7 protein-coding genes are annotated in these 17,735 nt (G+C 74.6%); 6 read left to right on the top strand and 1 reads right to left on the bottom strand.

The genetic code is table 11. The features are described from left to right. Positions 1-472 precede the first annotated feature (472 nt). The 4 genes from NQZ70_RS45165 (at position 473) to NQZ70_RS45180 (ending at position 11,626) form a co-directional block, all read left to right on the top strand. Positions 473-4,006 carry an AAA-like domain-containing protein gene (locus NQZ70_RS45165; RefSeq protein ID WP_129579756.1) on the top strand — a complete coding sequence of 1,178 codons (3,534 nt, stop codon included), beginning with the start codon at positions 473-475 and terminating at the stop codon, positions 4,004-4,006. Positions 4,007-4,245: 239 nt separating this feature from the next. Further along, complete coding sequence (locus tag NQZ70_RS45170) at positions 4,246-7,872, top strand: serine/threonine-protein kinase (protein ID WP_129579757.1); 3,627 nt, start codon at positions 4,246-4,248, stop codon at positions 7,870-7,872. Beyond that, entirely contained in the window at positions 7,869-11,009 is a 3,141-nt protein-coding gene (locus NQZ70_RS45175; RefSeq protein WP_129579758.1) for a hypothetical protein, read from the top strand. Before NQZ70_RS45170 ends, NQZ70_RS45175 begins: the two co-directional genes overlap by 4 nt. Beyond that, positions 11,006-11,626 (top strand): hypothetical protein, encoded by a 621-nt coding sequence (locus NQZ70_RS45180; protein ID WP_129579759.1) that lies wholly within the window; start codon positions 11,006-11,008, stop codon positions 11,624-11,626. The genes NQZ70_RS45175 and NQZ70_RS45180 overlap by 4 nt, the downstream gene beginning before the upstream one ends. Positions 11,627-11,700: 74 nt before the next feature. Here the strand turns inward: NQZ70_RS45180 and NQZ70_RS45185 are convergent, their stop codons facing one another. Beyond that, complete coding sequence (locus NQZ70_RS45185; RefSeq protein ID WP_237244640.1) at positions 11,701-13,224, bottom strand: MFS transporter; 1,524 nt, start codon at positions 13,222-13,224, stop codon at positions 11,701-11,703. 644 nt (positions 13,225-13,868) lie between these two features. On the opposite strand from NQZ70_RS45185, the gene NQZ70_RS45190 reads away from it, so the two are divergent. Continuing rightward, on the top strand, positions 13,869-15,074 hold the full coding sequence (locus tag NQZ70_RS45190; protein ID WP_129581962.1) for a tyrosine recombinase XerC: 1,206 nt from the start codon (positions 13,869-13,871) through the stop codon (positions 15,072-15,074). Further along, on the top strand, positions 15,071-17,374 hold the full coding sequence (locus NQZ70_RS45195) for a sulfatase-like hydrolase/transferase (RefSeq protein WP_129579760.1): 2,304 nt from the start codon (positions 15,071-15,073) through the stop codon (positions 17,372-17,374). The genes NQZ70_RS45190 and NQZ70_RS45195 overlap by 4 nt, the downstream gene beginning before the upstream one ends. The last annotated feature ends 361 nt before the right edge of the window (positions 17,375-17,735 follow it).

Raw genomic sequence — 17,735 nt, forward strand, 5'->3', positions numbered from 1 at the left:
GGCCGCCAGCGCGGCCACGACGCCATGCTCCCTCGCCTTCAACGCCCCTCGCACGGCGCGAACGCTACACCAGCCCGAGTGGGCCGGTCCACGATTTCTGGACGTGGCAAGTGGGTTTCGAGGCGCAGCGCAACGGTCGCATACGCGATCGCCGCACGGCGAAGGAAGGGAGGAGCGGAGGCGCGCGGCCGCGGCCGCGCCGCGCGACGCGGCGCCTACAGAAGCCGGCGGCCGCGCGCGAGCGCGCGCGCTCCAGCCCTGCTCCAGCCCTGCTCCAGCCCTGCTCCAGCCCTGCTCCAGCCCTGCTCCAGCCCTGCTCCAGCCCTGCTCCAGCCCCTCCCCCGGCCCTCCCCGCGTGACGCTCTCGTGAAGTTCACGCGCCGTTGCGAGACCCGTTGTTCCACCGCGGACGCTAGCGACGCGGGATGTCGTTCCGTTGACGGTCACGGCGCTGCATGGCACCGTCTGATTCGTGACCTTCTCGGCGCCTCCCGACCTCGATCAGGCGAAGGCCAGCGCCGGTGATCACAGGCGCCGGTTCCAGGCGGGCGGGACCGTGGGCGACGGCGCCATCTATATCGAGCGCTCCGCGGACACGGAGCTCTTCGAGGCGCTGCTCGGCGGTGAGCTCTGCTATGTGCTGTCGACCCGGCAGATCGGCAAGTCCAGCCTGCGACTCCGGGTCTCGATGCGGCTCCGCGCCGAGCAGATCGAGTGCGCGAGCGTCGACCTCGGGGCGCTCGGCACCGACACCGCCACGCCGGTGGGCTGGTACCTCGGGATCGCGTCCGAGATCGCCGAGCAGCTCGGCCTGGAGCCGCCGGACGAGTTCTGGGACGCGCACTGGCACCTCGGACCGGTGCACTGCTGGCTGCGCTGGCTCGAGGACGTCGTGCTCGTGGAGATCTCCTCCGGGATCGTCCTGTTCATCGACGAGGTCGACGCCACCCTGTCTCTGCCGTTCTCGCGGGACGACTTCTTCGCGGCCATCCGCGCCTTCGTGAACCGGCGCGCCGAGCGCCCGGCCAACGCCCGGCTGACCTTCTGCCTGCTCGGGGTGGCGGCGCCGTCGGAGCTCGTCTCGGATCCGACGCGGACGCCGTTCAACATCGGCCGCGCGATCCGGCTCGACGACTTCACCCGCGCCGAGGTGCGGGGGTTCCGCGCCGGCCTGGAGGGGCTCGTGGCCGACCCCGACGCAGCGCTCGAGGCGATCTTCGCGTGGACCTCGGGGCACCCCTACATGACCCAGCGGCTCTGCGCGGATCTCGTCGGAGAGCGGCGCGGCCTCAGCGTCGACGAGGCCGTGGAGCGGCGCTTCCTGGGCCAGGGGCGGGCCGAGGACCCGAACCTGCGCTACGCGGAGCGGTGCCTCGAGCCGCACGGGCCCCACCTCGCCCACGCGCCGAAGCTCCTCCGGCTGTACACGCGGCTGCTCGACGGCCACCCGGTGCCGGCGGACAGCGGCGATCCGATCCAGCTCTTGCTGCGGCTCTCGGGGCTCTGCGCCGAGCGGGCGACGGCCGCGGGCGCGCCGTGCCTCGACGTGCGAAACCGCATCTTCCGCCGCGCCTTCGACCGGGCGTGGGCCGGGTCGCGCGAGGTGGAGCGCGCCGTCACGGAGCCGCTCCTGCGCTGGCTCTCGAACGGGCGGAAGGACGACTTCCTCGTGGGCGGCGCGGCGCTCGCCGAGCTCACGTCGTGGTGCGACGGGCGGGGCGACCTCTCGGCCGAGGAGCGGGCGTTCTTGACCGCCTGCGCGCGGGCCGAGGGCGAGAGGCGGTCGATGCGGCGGCTCCTCACCGTGCTCGCCGTCGCCGTCACGCTGCTCGGCGGCATGGTCCTCGTGCTCCTCTGGCAGATGGGCAAGGAGGAGCAGGCGCTCGTCCGGGCGCAGCAGGAGGCGCGCGAGAAGGACGCCCGGCGGCTCGCGGCCCAGTCGGCGAAGGATCTGTCCGACGGCCTGCTGCAGCGCGCGCGCCTCCTCGCCGTGGAGGCGGGCCTCGCCGCCACGGCGAGCGGCCGCCCCGCGGCCGCCACCGTGGTGCAGGCGCTCGGCGACGCCGTCCGGGGCGCCGCCGTCGGCCAGGAGGTGCTCGCCGGCCACGGCGGCGCGGTCCACGACGCGGCCTTCAGCCCCGACGGCCGCTTCGTGGCCACCGCCTCGGCCGACGGGGCCGCGCGGCTCTTCCGCCTCGGCGCGCGCGACGCGCCGGTCCTGCTGCGCGCCCACGACCCCGGCGGGGTCGTCGCCGTCGCCTTCAACCACGACGGCAGCCGCGTGGCGACCGCATCGACCGACGGCACGGTGCGCCTGTGGCGCCCGGACGGCCGCGAGGACGGGGCGCTCCACACGCGGGACGCCGCGCCGTCCAGCGTGGCGTTCAGCCCGGACGGCAGCCACGTCGTCGCGGGGACCACGAACGGCGCGATCTACGTGTGGCGCCCCGGCATGGGGGACGAGCCGCCGCTCGTCGTCCCGCTGGGCGAGCGGCTCATCCGGCGCGCGGTCTTCGACCACGACGGCACCTGGATCCTCGTCACGGCCATCAGCGGGACGGTCTACGTCGTCCGCGCCGACGGGCACGGCGCCCCCGAAGCGCTGAAGGGGCTCGGGCAGGGCGTCGAGGGCGCGAGCTACAGCCCCGTGGACGACCGCATCGCCCTCGCCGCGGGCGACGGGACGGCGCGCATCCTCGGGCCCGGCCGCCGCGAGCCCATCGTCCTCCGCGGGCACCAGGGCTCCGTGCGCAGCGCCGCCTTCAGCGCCGACGGCACGGCGGTCGTCACGGCGTCCGCGGACGGGACGGCCCGCATCTTCCGCTGCGACGGCAAGGGCGCGCCGACGGTCCTCGTGGGCCACGAGGGGGCGGTGAACAGCGCCGCCTTCAGCCGCGACGGCACGAGCGTCGTCACCGCCTCGGAGGACGGCACCGCGCGGGTGTGGCGCCTCGAGGCGCCCGGCGAGCCGCTGCTCCTCCACGGCCACACAGGGCCGCTGACCAGCATCGCCGTGAGCCACGACGGCAGCAAGATCGCTACCGCAGGGACGGACAAAACGGTTCGCATCTTCCGCGCCGACGGATCGGGCGAGCCCGTCGTGCTGCGCGGGCACGAGGACCACCTGCTCAGCGTCGACTTCAGCCCCGACGGCAGCCGCCTGGTCACCGGCTCGGCCGATCGGACGGCGCGGGTGTGGCGCACCGACGGCAAGGGCGCGCCGGCCGTGCTCGGCGCCCACGACGATCGGGTGGTGGGCGTCGCGTTCAGCCCGGACGGCACCAGGATCGTCACGACCTCGTGGAACGGCATCCTGCGCGTGTTCGAGGACGGGGTCCCGGGCGAGCCGGTCGTGCTGCGCGACGAGCGCGCGGGGCTGCTCAAGGCGGCGTTCAGCCCGGACGGCAAGAGCATCGTGGCGACGTCGGGGCCCAACGTGAAGGTGTGGCCCGCGGACGGCCGCGGGGCGCCGCGCGTCCTCGCGTCGGGGTACGAGGACCGCGCGATCGCGGCGCTGGCGGTGAGCCCGGACGGGAGCCACATCGCGATCGCGGCCCTCGACGACGCGGTGCGGCTGCTCCGCGCCGACGGCGAGGGCCAGCCGCTCGTCCTGAGCGGCCTTGGCACCTCCGTCCGGACCGTGTCGTTCAGCAGCGACAGCGCGCGCGTGGTGGCCGTGTCGAGCGACGGCATCGCGCGGGTGCTCCCCGTCGACGGGCAGGGCGAGCCGATCACGCTCCGGGCCGAGGGGGTCACGCTGACGGACGCGGTGTTCAGCCCCGACGCCACCCGCGTCGTGACCGCCGCCAACGACGGCGCGGCGCGCGTGTTCACGATCGCGGCCGAGCCGCTGATGACCCGCGCGTGCGCCTACGCCGGGCGCAATTTCACGCGCGAGGAGTGGGCGCTGCTCATGCCCGACATCGCCTACCGCGCCACCTGCCCCGAGTGGCCGGGCGCGCCCGAGCCGGACGCCGGCGCAGCGCCACGCCCGAGCGTGCGCTGAAGCGGCGATCGTCGGTCGCTGTCCGGCGCTGTCCGGCGTCGGCCCATAGCGTCCGTCGTGGGTCGCGCGCGTGCGTCACACGCAGCCTCGCTGCCACTTTGCGAACGCCTCTCCCACCTTTGTTCGGTGGGGGCGGATGACCTTGTCCTGGTTCGCGCTTCACCGGGAACGATGTATGCTCGGCCTGGTTTACTCGCCCTCTGCCGCGCACGGCGCGGCCCCTGTCCGCCGCCCGGTCTATGGCCCCGCTCGACCCGCACGCCGAGGAGCCGAACCTCGTAGATACCGCCGCTGCGCGGATCGGGACGGCCCTGAACACCAAGTGGCGGCTCGACGATCTGCTCGGCGTCGGCGGCATGGGCGCGGTGTTCGCGGCGACCCACCGCCGGGGCTCGCGCGCCGCGGTGAAGGTCCTTCACATCGAGTTCGCCCGCAACGCCGAGCTGCGCGACCGCTTCCTGCGCGAGGGCAAGATCGCGAACCGGGTCGATCACCCCGCGCGCGTGGCCGTGATCGAGGACGACCTCAGCGATCGCGGGGAGCCGTTCCTCGTCATGGAGCTGCTCGCGGGCACGACCCTCCAGCGGCTCGCGAGCAACCACGGCGGCACCCTGCCCCTCGCGCAGGTGCTGCCCGTGTTCGACGTCGTGCTCGACCTGCTCGACAAGTGCCACTCGATCGGCATCGTCCACCGCGACATCAAGCCGGCGAACATCTTCGTCACGAGCGCCGGCCACGTGAAGGTCCTCGATTTCGGCATCGCCCGGATGCGCGACCCCGAGCGGCAGGCGACGCGCGCGGGGCTCACGTTCGGCACGCCGGCGTTCATGTCGCCCGAGCAGGCGATGGGGGTGTCCGGCATCGACGGCCGGTCGGATCTCTGGTCGGTCGGCGCGTGCCTGTTCACCCTGCTGTCGGGCAAGCGGCTCAACCGCGGCCGGAGCGAGTCCGAGTCCTATTTCCTCGCGGCGACGCAGACCGCGCCGTCGATCGCGACCGAGGTCCCCGACCTGCCGGTCGAGATCGTCGCGTTCGTCGACAAGGCGCTCGCGTTCGAGCGCGGGAGCCGCTTCCAGAGCGCCGGCGCGATGCGCGCCGAGCTCCGCCGGCTGACCGCCGCGAACGCCGCCGGCCAGCTGACCCCCTCGCGCGAGAAGAAGGCGCCGCGCGTGCTCGTCCGCGGCAACGACGCCATCGACGAGGACCAGGAGCCGCAGCCTTCGTCCCTCGTCGAGCAGACCTGCCAGCGGCTCGTCGGCGTCTGGAAGCAGCTCGCGCTGGTGCTCAGCAACATCCGCCAGTACGGGTGGAACCACCCGCATGTGAACAAGGGGATCCACTTCGCGTTCGACGAGATCACGCGCACGCTGGCGCAGAACCCGCTCGGCGTCCGCTGGGAGGTCACCCCGAACGCGTTCACCTCGGGCGGCCAGCCGATCTGGCTGCCCGACAGGCCGCCGTTCGATCGCATCCCTTACCAGCTCTTCGCCGACGGCGTCCGGAAGATCCAGATCAAGGCCGGCATCACCGAGGCCGAGCTCCGCGACTTCGCCGCCATCCTGCTCCGCGACCAGAGCTTCGGCATCGGCGAGGACGACGACGCGGTGACGGCGCTGTGGGACCGCCGCTTCGAGCACATCGCCTACATGGCGATCGATCAGTTCGCCGAGGGCGACGCCGACCCCGAGGATTTCGAGGAGCATTGCCGCGAGATCGCGATCGGGGCGCGCGCGCTCGCGCAGATCGAGAGCCTCTGGGACGAGAGCTCGCTCGCGGGCAGGGCGCTCCAGCGGAACGTCGAGGCCGCGCTCGCCGAGACGGGCGCGGCGGCCTCGGCGCTCGCCGTCGACCCGCTCACCCGCAGCACCCTCGGCGCCCAGATCGCGCTGCCGTCGGAGCAGTGGACCGAGCGGTACATGGAGGCGTTCGTCGACGGCTACGTCGACGCCGTGAGGCACGGCGACGCCGATCGCATGACCGGGGCGCTCACCGCGTGGACCGCCGACCAGATCGTCCTGCACAGCTACGAGCTCGCCTTCGAGGTGCAGACGATGCTCCGGCGCGCGTTCTCCACGCGGCTCGAGGGCGTCCAGCGCGGCGCGGCCGGCGCGGCGAGCAGCCGGCAGCTCGCCGCGACGCCGCAGCTCTCGCCGCGCGCGATCGACCGGGCGCTCGCGCAGTCGATGTTCCCGGTCGAGGCGCTGAAGGCGATCCTCGACGACCTCGCGACGACCCACCCGGAGGAGCCGGCGACGACCGGCGCCGTCACGCTGGCGCCGGCGGCCCCCCGCGCCGGCGCCAGCGTCGGCGTCGCGGCGGCCGCCGGCGCGGCCCACGGCGCGTCCGCGGCCGCCGGCGCCAGCGTCGCCGCGCAGCCCGGCGCGGGGCGGGGCGCGGCGCAGCCCGGCGTGGGGCGGGGCGCGGCGCAGCCCGGCGCGGGCCGGGGCGCGGCGCAGCCCGGCGCGGGCCGGAGCCTCGTGCCGCTCGACCCGGCGATCGTCGAGGGGCTGGCCCACGCGCTCGACGCGCTCGAGGACGGCGCGCTCTTCAGCGCGGCGTGCCAGTGCCACGGCGCCGCGCAGTCCGAGCGCCTGCGCGAGGTCCTGTTCGCGTACATGCGGCGGTGGGCGCCGGGCCGGGAGGCCGAGCTCGGCGACCTGCTCTCGCGCGCGCCGGCCCCCCTCGCCCTCACGACCGTCCAGCTGCTCGCGCAGCTCAAGACGCCCGAGGCGCTCGCCGCGCTGGAGGCCGGCTTCGCGAGCCCGCACGTCGAGGTGCGCATCAGCGCGCTCGCCGAGCTCCCCGACGCCGCGGGCAGCGACGGCGCGAACGGCCCGGGCTCCGCCGCCGAGCGCGTCCGGGAGGAGCTCCAGAAGCTGCTCGACGATCCGGCGCCGCCGGTGCGCCGCGAGGCGCTGCGCCTCATCGGCAAGCTCGGCGTCCTCGCCGCGGGCCCGACGCTCGTGCGGCGGATCATCGCGCCGTCGTTCCACGACCTGCCGGGCTCGGAGCGGCGGCAGTGGCTCGAGACCGTCGCGCAGCTGAACCCCGCGCGGGCCGAGAAGCTCGCGATCGAGCTGCTCGAGAAGCGCCAGCTCATCCCGTCCGAGGCGATCGAGCAGACCCGCGAGCTGGCCGCGCATTTCCTCTGCCAGGCGCGGAGCTACGATGCGCTCCGCGCGGTCAAGGAGGCCACCAAGCCGCGCTGGTGGAACACCCCGCCGGTGCGCGACGCCGCCGCCCGCGCCGCGGTCGCGATCGCCGCGCGCCTCGTCGCGCCGACCCGCCCGAGCGAGCGCCCGCCGGTGCAGGCGTCGCTGCCGTCGCCGCCCGTCCCTGAGGCGAGCGCGCCGCCCTCCCGCGCCGCGCGCTCGTACTCGCCGGTCTCGGTCCGGCGCGTGAGCCCGGGCGTCCCACTCAGCCTTCCGGACCAGCTCGAGCCGTGGAGCACCCCGCGCCCGAGCTCCGTCGGCCCGCACAGCAGCGGCGACGCCGGCCGGCCCGCCTACCGGCCGCCGATGGTCTCGCCGGTGCCCTCCTCGACCAGCGCCGCCTCGGCGCCCCCCAACTCGGTGCCGTTCAGCCGGCGCGGCCCGCCGCCGTCCTCCGCCGCCGCGGCGTCCACCCCGACCGCCGCGCCGCCCCCGATGCCGCCGTCGATGCCGCGCCCGGCGGTGCCGCCGCGGTCCCCCGCCCCGCCGTCAGGCGCCGGCGCCCCGCCGTACAGCGTGCGGCAGGGCCCCGCGTCGTTCCCGCTCGGCCCGTCGGCCCGGCCGGCGCCGGCGATCGAGCCCGCGCCGATGAGCGCGGTGCCGTCGACGAAGCCGGCGCCGTCGCCGTCGCCCCGGGGCGGGAGGAAGCCGTGAGCGAGGAGAAGGCCAACCTCCACGAGAGCACCGGCGACATGGCGATCTCGGGCGTGAAGGCCGACGGGCGGCGCCGCGCGGCGCTCGGCCTGGTGCAGATGATCTACCGGCTCGCGAAGGCGTGCCTCCTGCACAGCGACTCGAACCAGGCGGTGCTGTCGCTCGTCCCGTCGGCGATCGACAGCATCGTCCAGTTCTGCGAGCTGTCGGGGAGCGAGGCCGCGACGCTTGTGTTCGCGGGCAACACGCTCTTCATCAACGGCCAGATGCTCCGCGCCTCGCGCGAGACGTACGAGGTCGCCCTGGAGCTCGGCAGCTTCTTCGAGGCCTGCGACGTCTCGGAGCTGGTGCTCGACAAGACGGTCCGCCGCGCCGAGCTCGCCGCCTTCGCCCGGCTCCTCGCCGACGCGCAGCGCGACCGCGGCATCGCCGCGCGGCTGCTCCAGTCGAGCCTGCGCGGCGTCCGGGTCCGCAAGCTCACGAACCCGTTCCCCGCCGGGGCCATCGAGGGCGACGGCACCCGCATCGGCCGCATCAGCCGCACCTACGCCGCGGCGATCCTCGTGATGCGCGGGTTCTACGCGGCCCTGCGCTCGTCCGAGCCGACGCTGCCGCAGCGGGTGAAGCGGGTCGCGCAGAAGCTCGTCGCCGCGGCCGAGGAGGACGCGCGCCTCTTGCTCTCGGTCGCCGCGGGCAAGGTCGCCGACCCGGACGAGGCGGGCCTCTGCGTGTCCACGGCGATCGTCGCGCTGGGGATCGCGCGCCAGCTCACGACGGACCGGCGGATGCTCGGGAGCCTCGTCACGGCGGCGCTCCTCTACGACGTCGGCAGGCTGCGGCTCACGGGGGCGCTCGCGGGCTCGGCCGGCGACGAGGAGCTGGCCGGCCGCTCGCTGCTCGAGCGCAGCCTGAGCGACGACGAGAAGGAGCGGCTGCCCTCGAGCGCGGCGGTCATGCTGACCGCGCTCGGCAAGCTGCACGCGCCGTCGATCACGCGCACGGTGATCGCCTACGAGGCGCTCGCGCTGCGGCCCGGTGGCCGGCAGGGCCCGCTCTACGGCGGCCGGCGCAGCCCCACGGTGCTCGCGCGGATCCTCGCGGCCGCCCGCCAGTTCACCGAGCTCCGGGCCGCGCCGTTCCCGTCGCTCGAGGGGGCGTCGGGCGGCGGCGCGTCGCTCGACGCCGTGCTCCAGCGCATGATCTCGGGCGCCGAGAGCGCGACCGACCGGGCGATCGGCAAGCTCCTCGTCGGCGCGCTCGGCATCATCCCGACGGGGACGTTCGTGCAGCTGAGCACCGGCGAGCTCGGGGTCGTCCTCGCGACGCCGTCGTCGCCCGCGCATTTCGCGCAGCCGCCGGTGCGCATCCTGTTCGACGAGCAGGGTCACCTCGTCAGCGCGCCGTTCGACGTCGATCTGTCGCTGCGGGCGCCGGGCGCGGAGCCGTGCTTCATCGTCCGGCCCGTCGAGGTGGAGCCGCACCACGAGCGGGCGATCCGCGCCGCGTTCGGCTTCCGCTCCGGGCGGGGCGCTGCGGGCGTGGAGTCGCGCGGGGCCGGGGCCGCGCCGCTCCTCTTCGGCGACGAGGTCCCGGCGACCGAGCCGGGCGACACGCTCGCGCCGCGCGCGGTGCGGCCGGCGGAGGAGGGCGCGCGCTCGTCGCAGGGGCGCAAGGACGCCGCGTGGCTCGGCCGGCCGCTCGCCGGCTCGGCGCAGGCCGCGTCGTCGCCGACCAGCGTGCAGCCCCGGCAGCCTGCGTCGGCGGATCGCCCGGCGTCGGCCGAGCGGGGTCGCGACGAGAACCTCATCTCGACGCAGCCGCCTCCCTCGACGGCGGCGGCGCGCGCGGCCATGGCGGTCCCGCCGCCGCCGCGGCTGCCGCGGGACTCGCGGCCGTTCGGGCAGGTCGCGTCGACGAGGTACTCCGTACCGGTGCCCGAGCCGACGCGCCCGTCGCGGCGGCTCGAGCGCCGGGAGGACGCGCCCTCGCGGGATCCGGGCGTGGGCCAGCTGCCGACGATCGGCCCGCCGGCGGGGTTTCCGATATCGCGGAGGTCGGCCGATCTGCGGCTCGGCCCGCCGTCGCGCCGGTCGGATTCCCGAGTGGATCCGGAGGATTGGGACTGGGACGACGAGCTGCCGACCATCGATCCGCCGCCCCCGCCGCCGCCGCCGACGTCGCGGAGCCCCTCCTTCCCGCCCGAGCCCATGCCCAGCGTCGCGCCCGAGCGCGCGCCCAGCGTCGCGCCGAGCAACGCGCCGGGCCGCGCGCCCAGCAACGCGCCGAGCCGCGCGCCCAGCAACGCGCCGAGCCGCGTGCCGAGCAACGCGCCGGGCCGCGTGCCGAGCAACGCGCCGGGCCGCGCGCCCAGCAACGCGCCGAGCCGCGCGCCCAGCAACGCGCCGGGTCAGGCGCCGAGCAACGCGCCGGGCCGCGCGCCCAGCAACGCGCCGGGCCGCGCGTCCAGCCACGCGCTGGAGCGCACGTCCAGCCATGCGCTGGAGCGCACGTCCAGCCATGCACTGGAGCGCGCGCCCGGGTACACCTCGGACCGCGCGTCGAGCCACACGCTCGACCGCGCGCCCGGGTACACCTCGGATCGCGCGTCGAGCCACACGCTCGACCGCGCGCCCGGGTACGCGCCCGACCGTCCGTCCAGCCATGCGCTGGATCGTGCCGCTCCCAGCTACGCGCCGGAGCCTGTCCCGACCGAGCGGAACGCGCCGCGGAGGTTCTCCAGCAGCGCCAGCTCCGTCCCGAGCTTAGAGGAGGCGGACCTGACCTGGACCGACGAGCTGCCGACGCTCGATCCTCCGCCGCCGCCGAGCACGGAGGAGCTGGAGCGCGATCGGCTGCTCGCGGCCTACCTGGCCGAGCGCACGCCGTTCCCGCAGGCGGGGCTGCTCGAGGGGAGCGCGGCGTCCGGCGGACCGCCGGGGCCGGCCGAGCCGGAGGCGAGCGGCCCGTGGCGCGGCGGCGCGACGACCCAGCCTGCGGCGCCCGACTCGCGCGCGGCGCCGCCGGTCAGCTCGAGCTCCTTCGGCGCCACGAGGCGCCCGCCGCGCGCGCCCATCCCCCGGGAGGAGCCGGAGGACGACGAGGGCCTTCCGCCGGCGCCGGAGCGGCGGGATCGATGACGGCCTCTCCCGCTGCGACGAGGCGGGCGCTCGCGGCGCTGCTGCTCGTCGCGCCGGCGTGCAGCGACGACGAGCAGCCTCCTCCGCCGGTCGTCGAGGACATGTGCAAGCTCGGATACCTGGGCGAGGAGGGCGCGCCCATCCGGATCGAGGTCATCGCGCTCGACTCGAGCGGCGTATCGCGCCCGGTGAGCGACGGTGACGCGGTCGACATCATCATGCCGCCGCAGGGCGGGCGGGTGGTCTTCCTGGGCGTCCGCGCGACGAACCTGGGCGCGTGCGGCGTCCAGCTCTCCGGCGCGCTGCGCGACCCCGGGTCCGGGCGGGTGATGTCCGAGTCGAGGACGGTCAACCTGAAGCCGATCGGCGACGGCTGGGGCGCGAGCGTCGACGTCGACATCTCGACGTTCGCGAACGTGGGCGTCTGTCCGAACAACTGGTCGAGCCTCGACATCTTCGATCAGGACTACGAGATCGTGGTGCAGGTGAAGGACAGGGAGGGCCGGACGGCGAGCCACACGAGGCAGGTCCGGCCGGCGTGCAACGAGCCCGAGTTCGAGGTCGAGTGCCGCTGCATCTGCAAGCACGGGTACATCCTCGGCGAGGCGTGCGAGTAGGCCGTCGCGCTGCGAATCCAGCGGTGGGGTGAGCGGTCTGAAAGAGGGCCGCGCAGCAGCTCGGCAGACAGAGCCTACACGTCGAGATCCTTCCACCGCTTCGATCGCTGGGAGAAGAGCAGCATCCCCACGAGCGATGCGACCCCGACCGCCGCGAACGAGTACCAGATCTCGTACGGTCGATAGGTGTCCCAGAGCAGGCGCGTGGCCTGGGTCGCGTCGATCTGCAGCACGTCCTGGAGCCTCCGGAAGGCCGCCTGGCGCGACACCCCGAGGAGCTCCGGGAGCGACGCCACGTCGCCGTTCCAGGCCTTCCCCTTGGCGACGTCGGTCTTCTCGGCCAGGTAGCGCAGGGCCAGCGTGGCCTTCTCGCCGCGCGTGCCATACAGGATCCCCGCCATCTGCGCGCCGATCGCCGGGCCGATCGCCGCCGGGATGTTGATGTAGCCGAGGTAGAGCGCCTTCTTCCCCTTCGGCGCGATGAGCGCGAAATACTCGCTCTTCTTCGGGCCGGTCAGCATCTCGCCGAGGGAGAAGAGCAGGATGCCCGCGAAGAGGACGTAGAGCGACGTCGTGGTCCCGGAGACGATGATGCCAAAGGTGGCGACGAGGATGCCGAGCGTCATCGCCGAGAGCACCTTCATCCTCGCCACCAGGTACGAGAACGGCACGAGGAAGAGGACGATGCACACCGCGTTCAGGTTGAGCACGTTCTCCTGCTTCAGCTGGACCCCGCGCGGGTCCTTGACGTCGAGCCACGAGGCCGGGAGCCAGGGGTTGTTCTGCACGAACGAGGTGCTGCTGATCCAGTCCGTGTAGAAGTTCGGCATCAGGTCCCAGAGCTGGTACATCATCAGCCAGAACCCCGAGAGCAGCAGGATCACGGTGATGAGCCGCGCGTCCCAGATGTTCTTGATCGTGTCCTTGAAGACCTTCCACGCATCGGCGGTCTTGTCGGCGCCGGAGTCGACCTCCCGGTAGGTGAAGAGCATCAGGAAATTCAGGGAGATGATGCCGGCGCAGCCGTAGAACACCCACGGCCAGCCCTTGCCGTGGAGATAGCCGGCGAGCGGCGGGCCGACGGCCGCGCCCACGTTCACGAGCCAGTAGAAGAGCCCCCAGCCGACCGACGAGTTCGATTTATCCATCGACTGGGCGAGCGTGCCCTGGATCCCGGGCTTGAAGAGGGCCGTGCCCGTCGCGAGGACAACCACGCCGAGCAGAAAGCCGGTGAAGCTCCGCTGCGTCGCCATCAGCAGATAGCCGATGATCTTCAGCCAGACCGTGACGAAGATGGTGCGCTTGTAGCCGTACCGGTCCGCGTAACCGCCGGTGATCATCGGGAGCAGCGACTGGATGAGGGCCCAGACCATGTAAATGGTGCCCTTGTCCTGCTGGCTGAAGTGGAGCCCCCCAGGCTCGTCGGCCTGGGCGATGTAGATGGGCATGACGACGCGCACGCCGTAGTAAGCGAGCCGCTCCCACATTTCCATGATGCAGCCCATCCAGAAGGAGCGCGGCAGGCTCCTCATGGTCTGAGCAAAGGAGAGCTTCGGCGGGACCTCGGTGGCCGGCTCGCTCACGACTGCATTCGTCATTTCATACTCCTCACGCCACCCGCGCGTCGTCGCCAGCGCGCCCGCCCTCGTACCACACCGAAAGCAGCGCACATATCGGGATCACGAGCGCGATCCGCGGACATCCGTCGCCGGGGCAGCCGAGCTGCCCAGGAGAGGGGCGCACGAGGGCGGAAGACGGGAAGAACCTCGGCCTTTCCTCTTCATCTTTCCCGTCAACTCCGGAATCCAGCCGGCAGCCCGCCACGGGCAACGCCGATTGAGCGGCGCCCACACGCAAACGCGCAGCCGTCGATCTTCCCGCAGCGAAATAGCCCATGTCCACCGCGCCGCAGCGAAACAGGCCGTGTTCGACGCGCGGTTCGGTAACTCAAGTCACGAATCGACGGCGACCATCACCGGGCAGCCTGAACAGCAGGGACGCTCGCCGGACGCGTCCGCGCACCCCGTGGGCCGTACGCCGCGCAGGTCGCGGCGAGCGGCGCTCCGGCCCTGCGCAGCAGCGCGCGCCGCGACCTCGACGGGGCCCGAGTCGGGGAGCCGCCGCCTCCACCCGGCCGGCGGGTCGCCTCCCGGCGCGCCCGGGCGGCGGGAGCCCGGCGACCCAGCGGGCCGCCGGCGAGTCTTTGCCTGCCGGCGCGTCCTGGTGGTAGGGCAAACCGGTGATGCACGTGCGGCGAGGCGGCGATCGATCCGGCGAGACCACGCTGGAGCATGCGATCGCGCGCTTCCTCACCTATCTCACGGCCGAGCGGCGGGCGTCGCGCCACACCGTGGCCGCGTACCGGCGCGATCTCGAGCAGCTCGCGCGCTTCGCCCGCGAGAAGGCGGCCGCGAACGCCGACCACCGTTCCACGGCGACGCGCGGCAAGGCCCTGGCCGCCGGCAAGGCCCCGGCCGCCGGCAAGACCCCGGCCGCCGGCAAGACCCCGGCCGCCGGCAAGGCCCTGGCCGCCGGCAAGGTCCCGGCCGCCGGCAAGGCCCTGGCCGCCGGCAAGGTCCCGACCGCTGGCCAGGCCCCGGCCGCGGGCGAGGACACGGGCGCGGTGGAGGACACGGCCGTGACCGGCCTCGACGTGCTCCTCCTGCGCAGCTGGCTGGGCTCGCTCGCGCGCACCCACGCCCCCGCCTCGATCGCGCGCAAGGTGGGCGCCGCCCGCGCCCTGCTCCGCTACCTCGAGCGGCGCGGCGAGGTCGACAAGAACGCGGCCGCCCAGCTCGCCCTGCCCAAGGTCCGGCGCCCCCTGCCGACCTTCCTCGACGTCGACGCCGCCGCCGAGGTCATGGAGATCCCCGGCGCCGACACGGCCGAGGGGCTCCGCGACCGCGCCATCCTGGAGACCCTCTACGGCGCCGGCCTGCGCGTCTCCGAGCTCTGCGGACTCGACCTCGCCCACGTCGAGCGGCGGCCCGCCGACAGGGCCTCGGTGCGCGTCATCGGCAAGGGCGACAAGGAGCGGATCGTCCCGCTGGGCTCCCACGCCGTCGCCGCCATCGAGCGCTACCTCGAGCGGCGCGACGAGCTCGCCGACCCGACCACCGGCGCCCGCGACCCGCGCGCGCTCTTCCTGTCCCGCCGCGGCGCGCGCATCGGCGTGCGGCGCGTCCAGGCCCTCGTCCAGCGCTACGGCGCGCTCGGCGCCGGCCGGTCCGACCTGCACCCGCACGCGCTCCGGCACACCTGCGCGACCCACCTGCTCGACGGCGGCGCCGACCTCCGCGCCATCCAGAAGCTGCTCGGGCACGCGTCGCTCGCCACCACGCAGCGGTACACGCACGTGTCGATCGACCACCTGCTCAAGGTCTACGACGCCGCCCACCCCATGGCGCGGAGCGCCCACCCCATGGCGCGGAAGCGGAGCCCGGCGTGAAGCGCACCCCCAGCTCACCGGGGCCCGCGGTCCCGACGCTGGCCCGCGCGTGGGCAGGGCGGCTCGCCAGGAGCGCCCTCGGCGCCAGCGTCCTCGGCGTCGTGGCCGCGTCGCTCGACGCCGGCTGGGCCGCGGCCTTCGCCGGCGACGACCCCGCCTTCCAGCTCGCGACCTACCTCGCCGACATCGGCGTGTTCGCGCCGGTCGCGCTCGCCGTCGGCCTGCTCGCCGGCCTCGGCGCGATCGTGGTCGACCCGTCGCGCCCGCCGTCGCCGGCCACGCTCGTCGCCTCGCTCCGCGTGCGGGCGATCGGCCGGCCCGCCGACATCGCGGCGTTCGTGCCGCTCGCGGTGCTCGCGGCCTTCCTCTGGATGACCCTGTGCGCGCACCTCGCCCGCGCGCTGCTCGGGCTCGAGGCCGCGCCCCTGCTCGTCGGCACCGCCGTCGCCGCGGGCTCGCTCGGCCTCGGCCTCATCGCGGGGCTCGCCGTCCTCGCCCTGACGCCGCCGCTCCGGCGCGCGCTCGCCACCGCGAGCGACGGGCGCCCGGCCTGCGTCGACCCGGCGGTCACGGGCGGCGTCGCGCTCGGGATCGCCGCGACCCTGTTCGCGATCGGCGTCGCCACGGGCGGCGTCTCCGGCGAGGGCGGCTTCCTCGGCATCTACGGCATCTTCAAGCGCCCCGAGCTCGACCTGCGCGCGCCGGCGCTCCTGCTCGTGGTCGCGCTCGCCGCCTTCCTCGCGCCGGCCGCCGTCCGGACGGTGCGCTCCCCGGTCGCGCTCCTCGTCGCTCTCCTGCCGCTCGCGCTCACCGCGCGCGCGGCCACGGCGCTCAACGCGGCGCCGGCGGTGGGCCAGGCGCTCGAGCGCGGCGCGCCCGTGGGCGGCAAGAGCCTCGCGGTCCTGCGCCGCCTCACCGACCGCGACGGCGACCGCGCGTCCGGGCTGTTCGGCGGCGGCGACTGCGACGATCGCGACCCGCGCGTCCACCCGCTGGCCGAGGAGATCCTCGACAACGGCGTCGACGACGACTGCTCCGGCGGCGACCTGACCGCCGCGGCGCTGGCCGCGCTCGCCCCGGCCCCGACGGCGGCCGCGCCCGCCGAAGCGCCCGCGGCGCGCCTGCCTCCGGACCTGAACGTCGTCCTCATCACGATCGACACGCTCCGCTGGGACCTCGGCTACGCGGGCAACGCGCGGCCCGTGTCGCCGAACCTCGACGCGCTCGCGGCCCGCTCCACGGTGTTCGAGCGCGCGTACGCGCTCGCGTCCTACACGGGCAAGAGCATCGGCCCGATGCTCATCGGCAAGTACGGGAGCGAAACCCACAGAAACTGGGGTCATTTCAACAAGTTCGGCGAGGAGGACACGTTCGTCGCGGAGCGCCTGAAGGCGGCGGGGGTGCGCACGATGAGCGCGCACGGGCACCGCTATTTCGGCAGCTTCGGCGGGCTCGACCGCGGGTTCGACGTGGTGGACATGTCCGCGGCGCCGCCCGAGGGCGCGCCGTGGGACGTCGACAACAAGGCGACGAGCCCCGCGCTGACCGACGCCGCGCTGCGGCTGCTCGGGACGCCCGAGAACACGGGCGGGCGCTTCTTCCTGTGGGTCCATTACCTCGATCCGCACGCCGACTACCTCCGGCACGACGACGTGCCGGGCTTCGGCGCGTCGTCGCAGCGGGACCTGTACGACGGCGAGGTGGCCTTCACGGACAAGCACATCGGCCGGCTGCTCGACGCGATCGCTGCGGCGCCGTACGGCGGGCGCACGGCGATCGTGGTGACGAGCGATCACGGCGAGGCGTTCGGCGAGCACAAGATGTTCCGCCACGGCTTCGAGCTCTGGGAGGAGCTCGTGCGCGTGCCGTTGCTCGTCCATGTGCCGGGCGCGGCGCCGTCGCGCGTCTCGGCGCGGCGGAGCCTGGTCGACCTCGCGCCGACGCTGCTCGACCTGATGCGGGTCCCCGGGCCGGGCGAGGGCGCGCCCGCGACCGACTTCCTGTCGGGCGTGTCGCTCCTGCCCGACGTGTTCCTCGCGCCCGGCGGTCAGGCCGCGGCGCGCGACGTGCTGATCGACATGCCGGCCGGGCCTTACAACGACGCGCGGCGGTCGTTCATCCGCGGCGACCTGAAGCTGACGATCTCGGGCGGCGCCCGGTTCGAGCTGTACGACCTGGCGGACGACCCGGAGGAGCGGAAGAACCTCTGGGGGACGCCGGCGGCGAAGGAGATCGAGCCGCACTACGCGGCGGCGCGGGCGCGCCTCCGCGAGATCCAGGTCACCGGCGCGCGGAAGTGACCGCACCGGCGCAAGCGGCTGGTGCAGCTCGCGCTCGTGACCGCGATGGCGGACGGCGAGGTGAGAGCGGCAGAGAGGCCAAGACGAGCCGGCCGGATCACGATCGCCACGATGGCTTCGCGCTCGGAGATGTCGGCGGCGACCCGCCGGCGCCTACCGCACGGCCACGCGAGCACATCGTCCAAAGAGACGCGGCGGATGAGGGAAGCCCAGTCGATGCGTGCGTAGACGGGCAGGACGATGCCGTCGCCGAGGCTCGTGCGCGCGCTCGCCGGAGGGTCCCAGGTCGCCGCGGGAGGTGGCGCTGTGATGTCGTTGGCGCAGGTCGGTGGCGCCGTCGCGCTCGTCTTCGTGCGCGGTG

The sequence above is a fragment of the Sorangium sp. So ce836 genome (assembly GCF_028553905.1).
GTDB classification, from domain to species: Bacteria; Myxococcota_A; Polyangia; order Polyangiales; family Polyangiaceae; genus Sorangium; species Sorangium cellulosum_D.

What these genes read in the sequence shown, in the direction of transcription:
- NQZ70_RS45170 (WP_129579757.1), top strand. Translation starts at nt 4,246, where the DNA reads ATGGCCCCGCTCGACCCGCACGCCGAGGAGCCGAACCTCGTAGATACC.
- NQZ70_RS45180 (WP_129579759.1), top strand. Translation starts at nt 11,006, where the DNA reads ATGACGGCCTCTCCCGCTGCGACGAGGCGGGCGCTCGCGGCGCTGCTG.
- NQZ70_RS45185 (WP_237244640.1), bottom strand. Translation starts at nt 13,224, where the DNA reads ATGACGAATGCAGTCGTGAGCGAGCCGGCCACCGAGGTCCCGCCGAAG.
- NQZ70_RS45190 (WP_129581962.1), top strand. Translation starts at nt 13,869, where the DNA reads ATGCACGTGCGGCGAGGCGGCGATCGATCCGGCGAGACCACGCTGGAG.